Source organism: Metabacillus sp. KH_069 (genome assembly GCF_057838075.1).
Genome location: NZ_CM174460.1, coordinates 1,732,386 through 1,749,850, shown reverse-complemented (window position 1 = coordinate 1,749,850; position 17,465 = coordinate 1,732,386). Strand labels below are relative to the sequence as shown.

Below are 17,465 nucleotides of genomic sequence, written 5' to 3'. Positions count from 1 at the left end.
TTAGAAATTCTGTCGTAAAGTGCGCTCTATCATATTGAAGAAAAAGAAACTATCCTGTATAATGAACTGTACTGACCGTTCAGTCAAATTTGAAAATGATAGAAAGGTAGTGCCTATCAATGAAAAAGCCATCCTCTCTTGAAAAATTCGTACAGCGTCTAAAAGATAAAGGGGTTAAAGCAGAGCTCATCAGTCCTGCCACAAAAAAAGTTGTGACTCTCCTGCAATTAGACGGTAAGCAAATAAAACAATATCCATTAGAGCAATAAGCTTTATTCGCATAAAGCTCCCTCATGGTCATACATAAATGTAAACAACCGGCCTCATAATGAGACCGGTTTTTCATATTCAGTATTCTAAATGGGCAAAAGCAGTGACATCAAAGATTCCCTGACAAGTTATTTTTAATTCCGGAATAACTGGAAGCCCAAGAAAAGATAACGTTAAGAATGGATTAAAAGTGTCAGGCAAGCCTGCCTTTTTTAATGCTTCATGTATAGAATGCAGGCCGAGCAGCACTTCATCATATGGCTGATCAGACATTAAACCAGAAATGGAAAGCGGAAGCTGTGCAAGAATGTTTCCATCCTGTACAACGGCCAATCCTCCTGCACTTGATTTCAGCACTTGGAGAGCAAGAAGCAAGTCTGCATAATTCGCACCTGCTGCAATGAGGTTATGAGAATCATGCGCGATCGACGTTGCGATCGCCCCTCTTTTCAGCTGAAACCCTTTTACAATGCCTTTTCCGATCAGTCCCGTATTCTTATGGCGTTCAGCCATGATCAGTTTTAAATGATCAAGCTCTGTGGAAGGATGGAAAATACCGTCCCTTACACTTGTTTGTTCGTATATTTTTCTTGTCACAAGCTGATTGGGAATGATTTCAATAATGGGCACCGGCTGAGCTTTTGTAATAGGGAGTTTCAGGTCAGAAGGCTGTAACTCATGCAGATGAACTGTATCTAATAAGTCAGCAGGTGTTTTCGATGATTGGTGCTCAGCCGTTCTTACCTCACCCTCATGCGCAGCTAATTTCCCAGCTTTATATACTTGCTCGATCTGAAAATCGTTTAGGCTGTTTACTACCAGAAGATCCGCTTCATAACCAGGTGCCACAGCTCCTTTATCCTTTAGACCGTAGCACTCAGCTGCATTTAATGTGGCCATTTGTATGGCTGCAGCAGGATCAACTCCATGCTGCACAGCAAGCCTTATATTATGATCGATGCTGCCTTCTGCTGCTAAATCATCCAAATGCTTATCATCCGTGCAAAATAAAAATCGTCTGGAATTGCGCACATTAACAGCTCCTATGACATTCGGCAGATCTTTTGCAACGGAACCCTGTCTGATCAGCACATACATGCCGCGCTGCACTCTCTCTATTGCCTCTTCCGCATTCGTCACTTCATGATCTGTCATAATTCCCGCTGAGCGATAGACATTGATCATATCTGCCGGGAGCCCTGCCATATGTCCGTCGATCACGCGCGAGTGGCGCGATGTCATCTCAAGCTTATTCAGCATGCTTTCAGAAGCTGTTTGGACAGCGACATAATCCATGACTTCTGCCATGCCGATGACTCGATCATGATTAAAAAGCGGCTCTAAATCATCAGCTTCCAATCTTGCCCCTGCATGTTCAAAGCTTGTGGCAGGCACACTGGACGGCAGCATCACAAAAACATCAAGCAAAATGTTTTCTGAGCTGTCCAGCATATATTGAATTCCTTTAACTCCTGATACATTCGCGATCTCGTGCGGATCCGCAATGACCGTTGTTACACCATGAGGCAGAACCACTTTTGCAAACTCGTGCGGCGGAACCATCGATGATTCAATATGAACATGACCATCAATTAATCCTGGACAAAGATACTTACCGCTTATATCAATTTCCTCCATGCCGTCATAATCGCCTATGCCGACAATTCTTCCATTTGTGACGGCAACATCACTCTTTAATATGTCTAGATTAAACACATCGACAATCTGCGCATTTTTAAAAACGATATCTGCTTTTTTTCTCTTTGTACTTCCTTCAATTGATTGTCTGATTTCTTCTTTTTTCATAAAAAAACCCCTCGCTATTTGGAGGAGTGAGATAAAAAAAGGCAACAGAAAATGCCCTTTTTATTCATTCCTCGTAGTCAAACTTTTTACGGCAGTTCGGTAGAAACTTTTGGACCATATTTCCAATATTATACGAGTGCATGAAATTAAGTATTTAGTAACATATAGTAAGGGGTAATAAGCTATCAGTCAACGGTTTTAGTTTCCGTTTTAAAATTTTTCAATATGTGGTATGATAAACAAAAAGTTGAATAACATAAAAATGACCGCAAGTGCAGCAACACTTACGGCCATGCATACATTCGGTCCCGCGTCAGGCGTCGGCCATTTTAATCAATCAATCAAACAGACCTCACCCGCAACTGACAAAGCTGGGAGGTCTATTTTTTCTGGTCAAACGACATAATGGCTATGATAAGCGTAGCAAATGAAATCGCAAAAGATAAGCTCTCATAGACTGTCACCCGGGCATCACCCCCTTTTCCTTGCTTCACAGAGAAAAGAGACAGGGGCTAGCCGACCACCCATATGTTCACGAATGTATACATCTTCCATTATACCACAATCGGCAAAGAACAAACGTTCCATTTCTTAACACAAAAAAAGACACCTATAGTGTCTTCTTCTGATTAAGATTCTAAAACCCGTTTTTCAAATCTGTCGATATCTGTATCTGCACCAATTACAATTAAAATATCATCTTTTTGAATCACTTCATCTGCCTGAGGAGTTACAAATATTTCTTTGCCTCTTTTGATGGCAACGATGTTTATTCCGTATTTTGCGCGGATATCAAGGTCAATTAATGTATTACCAGACAATTTATTATTGACGACAATCTCGACAATACTGTGCTCGTCGGAAAGTTCAAGATAATCAAGGACATTATTTGAGATCAGATTATGTGCAATTCTTCTGCCCATGTCTCTCTCTGGATGAACGATCTGATCGGCTCCAATTTTCCGTAAAATCTTCTCATGATAGTCATTTTGTGCTTTAACAGTGATGAATTTCACTCCGAGTTCTTTCAGCATCAGAGTTGTTAAAATACTTGACTGAATATTATCGCCGATTGCAACGATAACGTGATCGAAGTTGCGGATGCCAAGGCTTTTTAACACAGCTTCGTCAGTTGAATCGCCGACAACCGCATGGGAAGCAATATTGGCATATTCATTCACTTTATCTTCATCCATATCGATGGCCATTACTTCCATGCCCTCTTCACTCAGCTCACGGCATATACTGCCTCCAAAACGCCCAAGACCAATAACTGCAAAATCCTTTTTCATATGTACGTTCCTCCAGCCATCATACTATAAACAATTTTTAACATAACTTTATTCCTTATTAAAAAAAATTACAAGCTTTACTTTTTGCCCTTTACATATTCTGCATCAAATAAAAACAGACGCAAGAGCAAAACAAGCGATGGAATCAAAAGCAGCAGCCCGGCTATAAAAACGACAACAAGTGTAATTCCCATCGTTTCATTCGTATATCCGGAATAAATGGTCACAAACGGATCCAGAATATACGGCAAATGAGACGCCCCATACCCGAAGAAAGCAAAGAAAAATTGCAGCATCACCATTATAAAAGCCGTTCCAAGATTCTTTCTTTTATAGATTAACCAGACGGATGCCATAAAAAACAAGAGAGACAATCCGAACATCCACCAAATATCGAGCGCTTGGCTAAAATGACGGGAATTGTGCTGCTGCAGAGAAAGAAAAACAAGAAAGCTTGCAAGGATTGTAGGCGGAGCCCAAAACAGCGCAAACCTTCTAAGCAGCGACAAAGCTTTGCTGTCTGAAGCACGATCTGCATAGTATGTTAAAAAAGAAGCACTGATAAACAGTACGGAAACAATGGCAAGAAACACTACACTCCATGAATAAAAACTTGTAAATAACTCGTTTGCAAGAAAGACGACAGTGTCATTTCGTTCTTCTAAAAATCCCCCTTCTGATATAGAAAGAGCTGTAGACAGGGAAGCGGGAATCAGAAGCCCTGTGGCTCCGTATAAAAACGTATAAAAAAGACTGTCTTTAGCTCCGTAGTTCCCAAATGCGTAAAACGAGCCGCGGATAGCTATTAAAACCAGCGCTATGCTTCCCGGAACGAGCAGCGCTGTGCCATAATAATAGGCTGTTTGCGGGAAAAAACCTACGATTCCAACAAAAAAGAAGACGAAAAAGACATTTGTCACTTCCCACACTGGAGATAAATAGCGGCTGATTAAGTTATTCACGATATCATCCCGCTTGGTCAGCTGCGCATAAAAAGCGAAGAAACCAGCTCCAAAGTCTATAGAAGCAACGATTAAATATCCGTACAGAAAGATCCACAGAACCGTCATGCCAATGATCGGAATATCCATTTAGACTTCTCCCTCCTATTTAAACCGGTACTCAAGCTCCGCTTCTGCCGGATTTTCTTTGAACATGCGCCTAAGCACGATGATGCACAGTGTTCCAAGCAGAGTGTACAGTCCGAAGAACAGCATAAACATTAATCCTACATGGTCAGATGTCGTCGCTCCTTCAGCTACCTTCATATACCCTCTGAGAATCCATGGCTGACGGCCTACCTCAGCAAAAATCCAGCCCGCCTCGATCGCAATCATGGAGAGCGGTCCGGCTGCTACAATCGGCCATAAAAGCCATGACTGAAAGCCGCGAAGCCTCTTAATTTTTCCAAATAAAACATACAGCATGGACAGTCCCAGACCAAACATCCCAATGGTTACCATTACATCAAACATATAGTGAATCCAAAGCGGGGGTCTTAAGTTTTCTTCAATTTCATTTAATCCTGTTACTTCTGCATTAAAATCATTGAACGATAAAAAGCTGAGCATTTTAGGAATTCTGATTTCATTGCTTATTTCTCCGTCTTCATTCAAGGTGCCATATAAAATTAAATCAGCTCCCGCTTCTGTTTCAAAATGCCATTCTCCCGCTGCCAGCTTTTCAGGCTGATGCTCCGCCAAAAATTTTGCAGAAAGATCACCAGCAAGAGCTGTGCCCAGTGAAAAGACGAGTGCCGAGACCATCGTCACCTGCAGAGCTTTACGGTGATAGTCTGTTCTTCTTCCTTTAAGAATCATAAATGCTGTTATAGCAGCGAGCACAAACGCTGAAGTCATGTACGAAGACATCAGCACATGAAAGACTTTTGAAGGCGCCGCAGGATTAAACATCGCCGCTATCGGATCAATTCCGGTAATTGTTCTGCCATTCAGCGTAAATCCCTGAGGAGTATTCATAAACGCATTAACTGTAGTAATAAAAACAGCTGACATCGACGATCCTATAATAATCGGAATAGAAATCAGCCAGTGGTATATTGGTTTTTTAAACCTGTCCCATGTATAAAGATAGATTCCCAAAAAGATTGCCTCAAAGAAAAAAGCGAAGGTCTCCATAAAAAGCGGCAAGGCAATAACCTGTCCGGCAATTTCCATGAAACTCGGCCAGAGTAAAGATAACTGCAATCCAATACATGTTCCGGTGACCACCCCTACTGCCACTGTAACAACAAAGCCCCTTGTCCAGCGCCTTGCAAGCAGGATATAGTGGGGATCTTTTTTTCTGATTCCCATCCATTCGGCAATCGAAATTAAAACAGGCACTCCGACTCCAATCGTTGCAAAAATAATGTGAAAGGCAAGTGTCAATGTTGTAAGCATCCGGCTAAGTATGACGCTATCAAGTTCAGCCAAAGGGCCACATCTCCTTTTTAGTGTTCTAATGCTCTTATATCACAGATTCTAAACTCCAAAACATGCAAACTTTGTGATGCGCTGAACATGTTATTGAATGATGATAGGCAAAGAAGATTTCTCTTCTGCCTATTAAGGTTTATATTCGGGAAGAGCGTTCATATATGCACGGATTTTTTCGACATACTCATCTCCGAGTCTTCCTTCAGCACCTCTCAGTATTTCTGTTGAGTAGTGGCTTGGCGGGCGGAATTCTTCTTTTTTCTGAATGACAGTAAAGGTAAGGCACTGCTCATACACCTTTTCACCGATTTCCACACGGATAAAGGCAGGACGATACGTTTTAGAGTCAACACCTTCACGCATATAAAGATAGTCCACTGCTTCCTCAGGTACACGATATAAAATGCCTTCAGCACCTCCGCCGTCTTCAACTAAATCAGCCCGGCCCCCGTCTTCCATCGTGACAGTAAATTTAACAGAGTACTTTTCTGATTTTCCTCCACCGATAACATCCGCAAAATGATCCTCAACAGACGCTTTTTGAAAGCGTTCTGTATCCATGCATGAGCCATAAGCAAAATAAAACGTTTCAGCCGGAGGATTCAAGATGAATTGATATTCTTTCCAATCTCCGCTCTTTATTTTTTTCATCCCTTCAGCCTGCTCAGGATTTATCACATAACAAAAGGCATCATGTGCCAATGTATCGGTATAGACCCGGACAGGAACAAATTCAAACAGGCTGTCATTTGCTTCCGGTCCCAGGTAACCTTCTAATTTATGAATCTCAGGAAGAAGATCCTCATCAATTTCATAGAGCTCTCCGTACACTGTATCCTGGTCTACAGTCATCGCTGGATAGCCTTCATTCGAATCAAACAGCGAACCATTTGTCCAGGCTTGTTCGGCAATGCACGTTCCCTGCTTTATATAATGATGGTTTTTCTCCATATAACGCAGTGTTCCATAAACAAATAAATGACAGTTCATCTTACCAATCTCCTCTTAAACGGGTTCTAATATAGATTTCCGATTGACAACAGGCAGGACAACTTCAAAGGTGGTCCCATTATTTAAGCTGCTGTTTACATTGATATGGCCGTAATGGTCTTTTATGATTCTTAAGCATACGGTCAGGCCAAGACCAGTTCCTTTATCTTTTGTAGAAAAGAAAGGTTCGCCAAGTTTTGAGATTTTTTCTTTAGGAATTCCCATCCCGTTATCTTCAATTGAAATGATCACAGCCTCGCCTTTAAGTCTGCAGCTCATGTGGATATTCCCTCCATTTGGCATTGCCTCAATCGCGTTTTTGATCAGATTGATAAATACCTGCTTAAGTTGATTTTCATCACAATCAACAATAATTTCTTCGGTTGGAAAGCTTTTTTTAAGCTGAATATTATGTAAAATGGCATTAGATTCAATCAGCACAGCCACCTGCTCCAAAATGGAAACCATATTCTTTTCTCTGAAATGAATCGCCTGCGGTTTAGCCAATACAAGCATCTCGCTTAAGACCAGCTCAATTCTCTTGATTTCTCCAAAGATAATATCAAAATAGGAATCTTTGTCAGGAAATTCATTTTTAATAAGCTGCAGAAAACCGCTGATGGATGTAAGAGGATTCCTCACCTCATGGGCAATTCCGGCAGCAAGCTGTCCGGCAATCGACAGTTTTTGAGATTTCAGTGCAAGATGCTCATTCATCTCTCTCCATTCCCTCTCTTCAAGCTTTCTGTCTGTAATGTCCTGAATTGTCCCGACTGTTCCAATCAAATAGCCTTCATTGTCATAGTACATTTTAAAATGAACATAAGCATAAAATTCCCCGCCGCTTTTCTTGCGATAGGATGTTTCGAGTCTTCCCTCTACCCGTTTCGAAGCCGTATAATCAGCAAGCGTGCTTCTCACTCTCTTTTTTTCCTCAAAAGTGATGTAATGATAAAAGCTGGAATACAAACTTTCAGAACGTTCATAACCTGTTACATCCGTCCACGCAGGGTTTAAGTATATAAAGTTCCCTTCACCATCAGTTTGAAACACCACTTCCTGGATGTTCTCAAGGACCAGCTTTGTCTCATCAAGCAGGTTTTTATAGCGGAGCTGGCTTTCGCTCAGCTGCTGAATCAACAGCTTTGAATGGTCAAAATAAGTTCCCAGTTTCCAGACAACAGCCAAGATGATGACACAGAATAAACTGCTGTACAGCAGCGGAACGGACTGACTCCCAAAGATAAAGTCAAAGATATTCCATAAAATCAGAAGACATACAGCCAGTAAAGTTATTATTATTCTGCCCGCATATTTGTTCATCGCAGCACCTTTTCGGGTTCTATTTTTTTCAGTATACCATTTTCTGATTTATCAGCATATTCTGACGCTTGGTTTGCATCTATTAATCATGCAGACTATGTTCAGTCAGTACTGCTTTTTTCAGCATTTGCTGCATATAACCGATTCCTCTGCAATTCTGAAGCGGATAAATAAATTTACCTTTAAGCGTATTTTCTGCTATAGGCCTGAATTTCTTCCCTCCAAGTACAACAAACTCTTCAAATTGATGAAGGTTCTTTTCATCAGCCTGCTTCTGAAGTTTTTCAAGTGTTATTACTTCTTCTGTTTTCATACTGAAAGAGACATTATAATTGCCGGGTACTAAATCCTCAGGAAATAAAAATCCATGTTTCGCAGAAAGAATAACCCAGTCATCAAAAAACATTTCTGCATACTGGCGGCATAGCAAATGAAAGGTCCCCGTATAGGCATTTTCAGCTTCCACTTGTCCTCGATGGGGCTCCTTATCCCAAATTTTTTTATTTCCGCATGGTATTACACATAGCTGCTTCAATTTCGTTTCTCCTTTTTTGTATGATGCTGCTTCTAATAGCAGGCAAGTCTAATAGTTGAATATACTTCTTTTTTAGCAGAAGAAAGTGTTTTCTGTCCACAGATTATCATAGATAAAGATTATTAAATAATGACCCCGCTTTAAGCCATATCTATACATCCATTTAGTTATTTTTATAGCGGCATTTATGAAGATTTCATTTCAGCATAATGAAAAAGAGTCAAGTTCTATTCCCTTTATCCTTTTTTAAGCCAAAGGATCAGGTTGCATCCCTGCTCCTCTAGGCTCTGATCAAATCCACTTCTATTCTCCATTCCCCTTACAGCCAAGGATAATCTGTTCCGAATGCGGCTGCCATTGATTCGGTTTCTTCTTTTCGCTTTTTCCGGATGACTGCCCGCTTGAGTGCTGAGTCATTCAGCGTCTTTTCTGTATCTGACTCCGGAACAACTTTCGGGACGGGAGTTGGCTTATTATGTTCATCTACTGCAACCATTGTTAAGAAAGATAGCGCACATACATTTCGATTTCCGTTTAGAAGATCTTCTGCTATGACCTTTACAAAAACCTCCATTGATGTTCTCCCCGTGTATGTTACAAATGCTTCAAGACATACGGAATTTCCTTCATAAATAGGATGCAGAAAATCAACAGAGTCCGTTGATGCGGTAACAACATGCGAGCGAGCGTGCCTGATGGCCGAAATGGCTGCTACGTCATCAATATAAGCCATCAGCTTGCCGCCGAATAAAGTTCCGTAATTGTTTGTATCAGACGGCAGAACGATGCTGGTTTTTACAACAAATGAATGCCGGCAGAATTTCACTTCCATTATAGATGCACTTCCTTTTTTCAATTCTCTCTTTCTTATTCCCTGAAGTTCAAAAAAAATACATCAAAAAAGGACTGGTACCCCCATAAATCGACACTGTTTGCAGAATGAATATAAAAGACTCGAAATCTATGAGGATTGGGTGAAAATAAATGTTTTCTACTTCTGAAATTGGCATTGACTTAGGTACAGCAAATATTCTTGTATACAGCAAGGAAAAAGGAATCGCGTTAAATGAACCGTCCGTTGTGGCGATTGATACAGTAACAAAAAATGTTTTGGCTGTAGGGACGGAAGCAAAAAGCATGATTGGCAAAACGCCGGGTAAAATTGTGGCGGTCCGTCCGCTTAAAGACGGTGTCATTGCTGATTATGATGTAACAACTGAAATGCTTAAGCAAATTATGAAAAAAGCTTCGAAAAAATTAGGATTCTCGATCAGAAAACCTACTGTTGTCGTATGTACTCCTTCAGGTGCAACAAGTGTTGAACGCCGTGCCATTCACGATGCAGTAAAAAATGCAGGTGCTAAAATTGTCCATTTAATTGAGGAGCCTGTTGCAGCTGCAATTGGTGCAGATCTTCCTGTAGATGAACCAATTGCAAATGTCATTGTTGATATCGGCGGCGGGACAACAGAGGTTGCCATTATCTCATTTGGCGGCGTGGTATCTTGCCACTCCATCCGAATCGGCGGAGATCAGCTTGATGAGGACATCATTGGATATGTCCGTAAAAACTATAACCTGTTAATTGGTGAGCGCACAGCTGAGAACATTAAAATGGAAATCGGCTATGCTCTTGTCAAGCATGACGAACTGTTAATGGAAGTCAGAGGGCGTGACCTTGTTACAGGCCTTCCAAAGACAATCACTCTGTCATCAACTGAAATGCAGAATTCGATGAGAGAATCATTGCTTCATATTCTAGAAGCGATCCGTGCTACCCTGGAAGACTGCCCGCCAGAGCTAAGCGGCGATATTGTAGACCGCGGGGTGATTCTGACAGGCGGAGGCGCTTTAATGAAAGGCATGCAGGAATGGCTCAGTGAAGAAATTGTTGTTCCTGTCCACCTTGCACCAAGCCCGCTTGAATCAGTGGCAATCGGAACTGGAAGATCTCTTCAGGTCATTCACAAGCTGCAAAAAGTATCAAAGTAAGATGGAAAGAGCCGCAAATGAGTGCGGTTCTTTTTTTTCAGAAATATAAGAACGTATGTTCTATAATCTATTCTACATATTTCTTCAAAATAAATCAATCATTTGAAAATTATTCTTTTTTTCTCCATATTTTTGAAACTTTTCTCTTTTCACATGCGTCTTACCTATTGTATGATTCACATAAAATAATCTGCATTTTCACTGGGGGAGAACGAGATAAAACGCTTATTTTTGTTCGTGTCAATTATTTTTGTTGTAAGCGGATGCGGTTTAGTGGAAAAAGAAAGCCTTATCATGACGAAAAATGCGGTGAGCGCAAAAGCTGTTTCTTCAAAGGCGATTGAAATGAATCGGGAGTTTGCTCTGATTGACAGCAGAGATGGCAGTACAGCAGCAACATTCGTACCAGCTGACGATAAAGATAAAGAGCAGCATGAAGAGGATATGAAGGCTCTGGTCCGGCAAATGGCTGATAAATTTGATCAGCCAATGACTCCTTCAAAAGTCAAAGACGGCAAGCTTTTACCGGGTCAAAGCCGTGTTGTGCTAGATGAAGAAGCTCTATTCAATCAATTGCTGAATCTATCTGCTTTCAATCACGAAATTCCGCTGCCAATTACGGAAACAGCTCCAAATCTTACACAGGAAGCATTAAATGGCGCTGCGCAAACAGTGATCGGAAGCTACAAAACAACGTTTAATCCTTCTGTAGCAGGAAGAAGCACCAACATTGCCCTTTCATCGAATGCAATTGATGACATCGTTTTGGGGCCAGGAGACAGATTTTATTTTAATTTGGCTGTCGGGGAGAGAACACCTGCACGCGGCTACCAAAAAGCGCTTGAGATTGTAAATAAAGAGTTTGTCGAAGGAATTGGCGGAGGAATCTGTCAGACATCAAGCACTTTGTACAACGCTGTTGCAAAAGCCGGGCTTGAAATAATCGAACTACACCACCATTCCAAAGAAGTCGGTTATGTCCCTATTAATCAGGATGCGACTGTTTCATGGGGCGGCTACGATTTTAAATTCATGAATAATAAAGATTTTCCTGTTATTATCAAAACGATAGTCGATCAAAAAAGCGGCAGTCTTGAAGTTCAAATTTTAGCAGCTTCAAAAAACTGAAGGCTGAGTCATCTCGACTCAGCCTTTTTTAAAAGATAAGAAAGTATAAAGTTTTGCGCTTCGATGGCGAGCGGAATCGCTCAGGCTCCTCGGCCAGGACGGATCCGAAAGTATTGGCAAAAAGCGCAATATTTTCGGATCCTTATCTGTCTGCCTGCGCTAAACGGGCGCTTACGCTTTTCTTGTCATCTTATCAGCTTCCTCTTATCTTGAAGAAGTCTGCTGTACTCTGCATCAAGCATTGCAAAAGAAGGGTCTTCTCTGCTTATTACACTGAGTTTGCTTAACACAGCTGTCAGCTGATGATCGATTTTAAGCAGCTCTTTTTCAGTATCGGTTTCATTCCATTCTTTTCTGTCTTTTGATAAATAGTCACCGAGCTTCATTTCAACTCTTCTTACCACCGCGTCTTCAAATACGAGCAGCTTATCACACAATTTGTTCATAAAATACTGATCGTGAGACACGATGATAATGGTCCCTTCAAACTCATCAAGCGTCTCCTCAAGCTGTTCCCGGCTCGGGAGGTCCAGATGGTTTGTCGGCTCATCGAGTATGAGAACGTCGTATTCTTTCAGGATCATGGACACAAGCTTCACCCTTGTGCGTTCACCTAGGCTTAGTGAACCAATCGGCTGCTTAAGCTTCTCCTCAGTCAGCCCCATATTTGCGAAAGTGGTCCGTGCTCTTAAAATCTGTTCCCTCTCATGAAGATCCAGAGCTTCAAGAACGGTTGCATCTTCCCTTAAATCATTTACGTCCTGACTTAAATAGGCGATCTTCATCGTTTCGCTTTTCCATAGCTCGCCGCCGGTCACGTCCTCCAAGCCTTGAATCATCCGGATGAGCGTAGATTTGCCGGCTCCATTTTTTCCGACAATGCCTATTCTTTCTCCATGTTTAATATAAAAATGACTTTTCTTAATCAGGGAAAGCTGCCCAAACGTTTTTTCAAGCGCTTTTGCTTCCAGTACGCGCTTGCCCCTTTTTCCGCTTGAGTCGAACTGAAACAGGACTTTGGCTTCTTCCTGCGGTTTTTCTTTTTTATTCTTTTCAAGTTCAGCCGTTAAACGCTTCATCTTAGAGCGGACCTGAATGTCCATTTTTTTCGCCTTTACCCGGTTGTATTCTTTAAAGCCCATTTGTTTCCGTTCGGAAGGACTGCCCTGTTTGGTTGATTCACGGTGAGCTTTTTCTGACCAATTCTTTAAATTCTCCATTTGTCCTTCAATTTTCGCTTTATAGCGCTGCTGCACTTCATACTGATGCTTTTGTTCTTCTGCCAGTCTTTTCTTCTCGTTCCTGTATGCCGTGTAATTCCCTTTGAACTCCTTTATCTTCTTATTTTCCAATTCAAAAATATGAGATACGGTCCTGTCAAGAAAGTAACGGTCATGGGAGATAATCAGCACGGCGCAAGTATTGGTTCTCAGCTGATCTGCAAGCCATTCTATTCCATGATAGTCCAAATGATTGGTCGGTTCATCCAGAATCAGCAGATCGGGGTTTGTGGTCCAAACATGAGCGAGTGCAAGCTTCAGCTTCTCCCCGCCGCTTAAATGATGAAGCCGGTCTTCCTTCCAATTCTGCACTTTTTCAAGCCCTAATTTTTTTGTTGTTTCAAAAATCTCCTCAAAGCTTTGATCTTCTAAGACCCCTTTAAAATCATGTACGGTGTAATCAACTGATTGCAGCAAATATCCGATTTTTAAGTCTTTTTTTCTCGTAATGCTGCCTTCATCAGGGAGAAGCTTCCCAAAAATCAGATTGGCTAACGTCGTCTTGCCTGCTCCGTTGTAGCCGACTAATCCGGCACAATCTTCTTGTTTCAATTCAAACTGTATGTTTTCAAGAATGACTTGATCTCCATATTGTTTTTTTACATCTTTCACATTAAGGATTGTATTTGCATGCCGCTGTTTAACTAATCTTTCATTTTTAGCCATAAAAAAACCTCCCAAGTTCGCCTAGAGAGGATTTCAACCATATGAAATAAACGGAATACCCGCCAATAAATGCAGAAAGATGCATAGATTTGGGCCTTCAGCTGGAAATGGTATGAAAAATGAGCGCACTCATCCTATTCTCTAGGTCTCGTTTTTTTGCTTATTCAAAAAACGTTTAGAAAATAAGATTAGTTCCACATGTCTCCAGTACCTTTTCCTTTCCGATATTAGAATGATATTAGTATATGATAAAAAAACAAAATCTGTCAACAGTATTTGTAAGCAGTTACATCATGGATTCGTATATTCCGGCCAGTTGAAGATTCTCTTCCCAGGAAGCCCCATCCTCCAGACACCAGCATGCACTCAGCACAGCCTGACAAAAGCCCCAGCCAATCATACGGCTTCTGTCCAAACCTAATTCTTTTTCAAACTGCTCCATTCTCTTTTCAAGCACGTCCCGGGGATTTTTTTTATCAAATAAATAATTTTTACAGAAGCTTGTGACTTCAAATTCAGCTTCACCTATAACCCCCTTGGGATCTATGGCAATCCAGTCACTGCCTTTTTTCAAAATATTATCCTGATGGAGATCGCCATGCAATAGAATGGGTTTAGAAATGGTGTTTATCAATTGAGCAAAAATAGCCTCAGCCTTATGTATACATTTTTCATCTATGATATTTTGCTCCATCCTTCTTAAGCCAGACACCCAATCTGACAAGTGAGGAAAAGGATGACCGACTGCATACGGCTGCCAAATTCTCTTCATAACAGTAGAAGCAGCTAAAATAGCTTTTTCATCACTTTCAATCTCTGAAAGCATGGTGCCCGGGTTTACTTTTTCCAAAATTAAGAGGCCTTCATTTAGATGTTCATCAATCAGTTTAACCATGCCATTGCCCCTGCCCAGTACTTTTAATGCGAAGCTCTCAGCAATCAAATCTTTATGGTTTGGGAGTCCGACTTTAACAACCGCCTCTTCCCCATTTGCTTTAATAGCCTGAGCGACATAGTGATACGACAATTTATAAGGATCGCCTATTTTCAGGCCGTAAGTCCGCTCGCACCTGGCAATAATGAAAGGGAGTTCACGGAGCCAGGCTTCCCCTTTATCTCCATGAACTCCGGTAATCGTTTGTTTAAACTCTTTTGGAAGGTTCATTTTCCCTTTCCCTCACTAAAAGCCTGGTCTGCAAGGATGGCGTACGTAATTTCATCCGCCGGAGGATTATGGAGCCCTGCTCTTACATCTCTGTAATACCTTTGCAGAGGAAGGGAATTAAAGATACTTTGTCCGCCAACTACACGCATGGCTTGGTCGACCACTTCGACTGCTGTATTTGTAGCAACTGTCTTGGCAGCTGCGAGCTCTGCTCCGAGTTTATTCCGTTCGTTTGGAGCAGTGTCCCATTTTTCTGCTGTTCCATATAAAAGGTGTCTGGCAGTCAGAAGCGAAAGGTCCATGTTTGCAATCTTTCTTCTCACTTCAGGCAGATCTTTAATTGGATGATTTAAACTGTTTGGCTGATGTTTTTTAGCAAATTCGACGGCAAAATTCCTCGCTGCTATGGCAATTCCCAAATAACATGCAGGTATATGCAGCAGCCAGCCTTGCGGAGACGTTCCTTTAGAAGGTTTCGATTTCAAACCTGTCATCGCTTCCAGTTCAAGTTCCACATTTTCAAGAATTAAATCATCGCTTCTTGTTCCTCTCATTCCAAGCGTGTTCCATGTTTCTTCTATGGACAAACCGGGAGATTCCTTTGGAATAATAAATTCCCCTACTTCTCCAGTATCCTCGATCGTTGCAGTGATCAGGAAATAATCAAGTGCAGGAGCAAGAGATGTAAATATTTTCTTGCCGTTAATGATCCACTTATCCCCGCTTCGCTTTGCTGTCGTTTCGGGTTTGCCGCCTCTTGCAGGACTTCCTCCATTCGGTTCAGAAGCGGCACTGTTCAGTAATTTGTCGAACTGTATGATTTCTCGGGAAATCCGGGCATACGTTTTTTCATTCCACTTTTCAGTTTCTCTGATGTTCATGAGGATTCCCAGATGCCAGCCGAGCGATAAAGCCGTTGCCCCGTCTCCCTGTGCCAATTTTTCCTGTATCAACACAAATTCATAAAGAGACAGATTGTCTCCGCCATATTTTCCTGGGATTGATAATTTCAAGAATCCCGCTTTTTTTAAATCATGAAAGTTTTGAAAAGGAAAAAGAGCCTCCCGGTCATAATAATCTGCCCGCTCAGAAAACTGCTCTGCAAGCTCAGAAGCTTTTTCCAACAATGCCTTTTGCCGGTCTGTTTTGATGAATTGCTGATCAAGCACGATTCCACCTTCTTTCACCTTATATTCTATCTTTTCTCGCCATTTTGATAAAGTATTCCGATCTGATAGCTGTTTGTATATAGAATACTCAGTCTTTTATATTTCCTAATGTTAGCAGTTCTGATAAAATAGAACTAATTCTGGTTAAAGGAGATAAACTAATGACTTCTTTTCAAAAAAATCTCGAAAAATATGCGGAGCTTGCTGTTAAGGTTGGCGTAAACATTCAAAAAGGACAAACTCTTGTCATCAACGCTTCACTTGATGCAGCGGAATTTGTTCGCTTAGTTGTAAGAAAAGCCTATGAAACAGGTGCAAAACATGTGCAGGTAGACTGGAATGATGATGAAGTAACCCGTACTAGGTTTGAGCTTGCACCGCAGGAAGCTTTTGAAGAATTTCCTGAATGGCGTGCAAAGGGTCTTGAAGCGCTTGCCGAAAATGGCGCTGCCTTCATGTCGATCGTTTCATCTTCCCCTGATTTATTAAAAGGCATCGACTCAAAGAGAATTGCTGCCAATTCAAAAGCTGCAGGCACTGCGTTATCTACATATCGAAATTATGTTCAGGCAGACAAAGTAAGCTGGTCTGTAATCGCGGTTCCATCACAGAAATGGGCTGCAAAAGTATTCCCGGAAGCCGGTGAAAATGCAGTTGAACAGCTGTGGGATGCAATCTTCAAAGCAACGCGCACAGATCTAGAAGACCCTGTAGCTGCATGGAAAGAACATGATCAATCCCTGAACAGCAAGGTAGAATATTTGAACGGCAAAAAGTACAAAAAGCTTCATTACCGTGCAGAAGGAACAGATTTAACAATTGGGCTTCCTGAAAAACATCTTTGGATTGGCGCAGGCAGCGTCAATGAACAAGGTAATGAATTTATGGCCAATATGCCGACAGAAGAAGTGTTCACAGTTCCTGAAAAAGAAGGCGTAAATGGAGTTGCAGCAAGCACTAAACCACTCAGCTACGGCGGTAACCTCATTGACAAGTTCTCGATTACATTTGAGAACGGCCGGATCACAGATGTAAAGGCAGAAGAAGGAGAAGAAATATTAAAAGAGCTTGTGGCAACAGATGAGGGCTCCCATTACCTAGGGGAAGTGGCTCTTGTTCCGCACGATTCACCTATTTCGATGTCTAATGTTTTATTCTATAATACGCTTTTTGATGAAAATGCATCCAACCACTTGGCAATCGGCAATGCTTATGCTTTCTGTATTGAAGGCGGAAAGAAAATGTCCCGCGAAGAATTGGAGAAAAACGGCGTCAATTCAAGCATCACACATGTAGACTTTATGATTGGATCTGCTGAGATGGACATTGACGGGATCCTCGAAGACGGCACGAGCGAGCCGCTGTTCAGAAAAGGTACTTGGGCCATTTAGGCTCTAATCTAAAAAACCGC

At 41.5% G+C, this 17,465-nt stretch carries 15 protein-coding genes and 1 riboswitch; of the genes, 4 read left to right on the top strand and 11 right to left on the bottom strand.

The genetic code is table 11. The features are described from left to right. Nucleotides 1-119 precede the first annotated feature (119 nt). Entirely contained in the window at nt 120-269 is a 150-nt protein-coding gene (locus AC3ISE_RS08630) for a hypothetical protein (protein ID WP_154318138.1), read from the top strand. A gap of 79 nt (nt 270-348) precedes the next feature. On the opposite strand, the gene ade is transcribed toward AC3ISE_RS08630, so the two are convergent. The 8 genes from ade to AC3ISE_RS08590 all read right to left on the bottom strand — a co-directional run bounded on the left by ade (nt 349) and on the right by AC3ISE_RS08590 (nt 9,486). Beyond that, the gene (ade, locus tag AC3ISE_RS08625) at nt 349-2,076 is read right to left on the bottom strand and encodes an adenine deaminase (protein ID WP_489223883.1); all 1,728 of its coding nucleotides are present in this window, start codon (nt 2,074-2,076) and stop codon (nt 349-351) included. A gap of 54 nt (nt 2,077-2,130) precedes the next feature. Next, nucleotides 2,131-2,232: riboswitch (purine riboswitch) on the bottom strand. Between the two features lie 473 nt (nt 2,233-2,705). Beyond that, entirely contained in the window at nt 2,706-3,368 is a 663-nt protein-coding gene (locus AC3ISE_RS08620) for a potassium channel family protein (protein ID WP_070878984.1), read from the bottom strand. 77 nt (nt 3,369-3,445) lie between these two features. Next, a complete protein-coding gene (locus tag AC3ISE_RS08615) occupies nt 3,446-4,459 on the bottom strand; it encodes a cytochrome d ubiquinol oxidase subunit II (RefSeq protein ID WP_489223882.1) in 1,014 nt (337 codons plus the stop codon). A gap of 15 nt (nt 4,460-4,474) precedes the next feature. Then, nucleotides 4,475-5,803, bottom strand: coding sequence for a cytochrome ubiquinol oxidase subunit I (locus tag AC3ISE_RS08610; RefSeq protein ID WP_489223881.1), 1,329 nt, complete (start codon nt 5,801-5,803; stop codon nt 4,475-4,477). 132 nt (nt 5,804-5,935) lie between these two features. After that, nucleotides 5,936-6,796, bottom strand: coding sequence for a gamma-glutamylcyclotransferase family protein (locus AC3ISE_RS08605; RefSeq protein WP_489223880.1), 861 nt, complete (start codon nt 6,794-6,796; stop codon nt 5,936-5,938). 15 nt (nt 6,797-6,811) lie between these two features. Further along, the gene (locus AC3ISE_RS08600) at nt 6,812-8,119 is read right to left on the bottom strand and encodes an ATP-binding protein (protein ID WP_489223879.1); all 1,308 of its coding nucleotides are present in this window, start codon (nt 8,117-8,119) and stop codon (nt 6,812-6,814) included. 82 nt (nt 8,120-8,201) lie between these two features. Further along, complete coding sequence (locus AC3ISE_RS08595; RefSeq protein ID WP_489223878.1) at nt 8,202-8,654, bottom strand: DUF6884 domain-containing protein; 453 nt, start codon at nt 8,652-8,654, stop codon at nt 8,202-8,204. Between the two features lie 319 nt (nt 8,655-8,973). Further along, nucleotides 8,974-9,486 (bottom strand): acyl-CoA thioesterase, encoded by a 513-nt coding sequence (locus AC3ISE_RS08590; RefSeq protein WP_489223877.1) that lies wholly within the window; start codon nt 9,484-9,486, stop codon nt 8,974-8,976. A 152-nt stretch (nt 9,487-9,638) separates the two neighbouring features. Between AC3ISE_RS08590 and mreBH the strand changes: the two genes are divergently transcribed. Both mreBH and AC3ISE_RS08580 read left to right on the top strand, forming a co-directional pair. After that, nucleotides 9,639-10,646: a rod-share determining protein MreBH gene (gene mreBH / locus AC3ISE_RS08585; protein ID WP_070878977.1), complete on the top strand. Its 1,008-nt coding sequence runs from the start codon at nt 9,639-9,641 to the stop codon at nt 10,644-10,646. Between the two features lie 273 nt (nt 10,647-10,919). Further along, nucleotides 10,920-11,774: a VanW family protein gene (locus tag AC3ISE_RS08580; protein WP_489223876.1), complete on the top strand. Its 855-nt coding sequence runs from the start codon at nt 10,920-10,922 to the stop codon at nt 11,772-11,774. A gap of 185 nt (nt 11,775-11,959) precedes the next feature. Here AC3ISE_RS08580 and abc-f read toward each other — a convergent pair whose 3' ends face one another. From abc-f to AC3ISE_RS08565, 3 genes are all read right to left on the bottom strand, one after another. Then, nucleotides 11,960-13,720 (bottom strand): ribosomal protection-like ABC-F family protein, encoded by a 1,761-nt coding sequence (abc-f, locus tag AC3ISE_RS08575; protein WP_489223875.1) that lies wholly within the window; start codon nt 13,718-13,720, stop codon nt 11,960-11,962. Between the two features lie 286 nt (nt 13,721-14,006). Continuing rightward, nucleotides 14,007-14,885, bottom strand: a complete 879-nt coding sequence (locus AC3ISE_RS08570) for an aminoglycoside phosphotransferase family protein (RefSeq protein WP_489223874.1) — start codon at nt 14,883-14,885, stop codon at nt 14,007-14,009. Next, nucleotides 14,882-16,054, bottom strand: coding sequence for an acyl-CoA dehydrogenase family protein (locus AC3ISE_RS08565; RefSeq protein ID WP_489223873.1), 1,173 nt, complete (start codon nt 16,052-16,054; stop codon nt 14,882-14,884). The genes AC3ISE_RS08570 and AC3ISE_RS08565 overlap by 4 nt, the downstream gene beginning before the upstream one ends. A 161-nt stretch (nt 16,055-16,215) precedes the next feature. On the opposite strand from AC3ISE_RS08565, the gene AC3ISE_RS08560 reads away from it, so the two are divergent. Further along, nucleotides 16,216-17,445 (top strand): aminopeptidase, encoded by a 1,230-nt coding sequence (locus AC3ISE_RS08560; RefSeq protein WP_489223872.1) that lies wholly within the window; start codon nt 16,216-16,218, stop codon nt 17,443-17,445. The last annotated feature ends 20 nt before the right edge of the window (nt 17,446-17,465 follow it).

Coding starts and splice junctions, on each gene's coding strand:
- AC3ISE_RS08630 (WP_154318138.1), top strand. CDS start 120: ATGAAAAAGCCATCCTCTCTTGAAAAATTCGTACAGCGTCTAAAAGAT.
- ade (WP_489223883.1), bottom strand. CDS start 2,076: ATGAAAAAAGAAGAAATCAGACAATCAATTGAAGGAAGTACAAAGAGA.
- AC3ISE_RS08620 (WP_070878984.1), bottom strand. CDS start 3,368: ATGAAAAAGGATTTTGCAGTTATTGGTCTTGGGCGTTTTGGAGGCAGT.
- AC3ISE_RS08615 (WP_489223882.1), bottom strand. CDS start 4,459: ATGGATATTCCGATCATTGGCATGACGGTTCTGTGGATCTTTCTGTAC.
- AC3ISE_RS08605 (WP_489223880.1), bottom strand. CDS start 6,796: ATGAACTGTCATTTATTTGTTTATGGAACACTGCGTTATATGGAGAAA.
- AC3ISE_RS08600 (WP_489223879.1), bottom strand. CDS start 8,119: ATGAACAAATATGCGGGCAGAATAATAATAACTTTACTGGCTGTATGT.
- AC3ISE_RS08590 (WP_489223877.1), bottom strand. CDS start 9,486: ATGGAAGTGAAATTCTGCCGGCATTCATTTGTTGTAAAAACCAGCATC.
- mreBH (WP_070878977.1), top strand. CDS start 9,639: ATGTTTTCTACTTCTGAAATTGGCATTGACTTAGGTACAGCAAATATT.
- abc-f (WP_489223875.1), bottom strand. CDS start 13,720: ATGGCTAAAAATGAAAGATTAGTTAAACAGCGGCATGCAAATACAATC.
- AC3ISE_RS08570 (WP_489223874.1), bottom strand. CDS start 14,885: ATGAACCTTCCAAAAGAGTTTAAACAAACGATTACCGGAGTTCATGGA.
- AC3ISE_RS08560 (WP_489223872.1), top strand. CDS start 16,216: ATGACTTCTTTTCAAAAAAATCTCGAAAAATATGCGGAGCTTGCTGTT.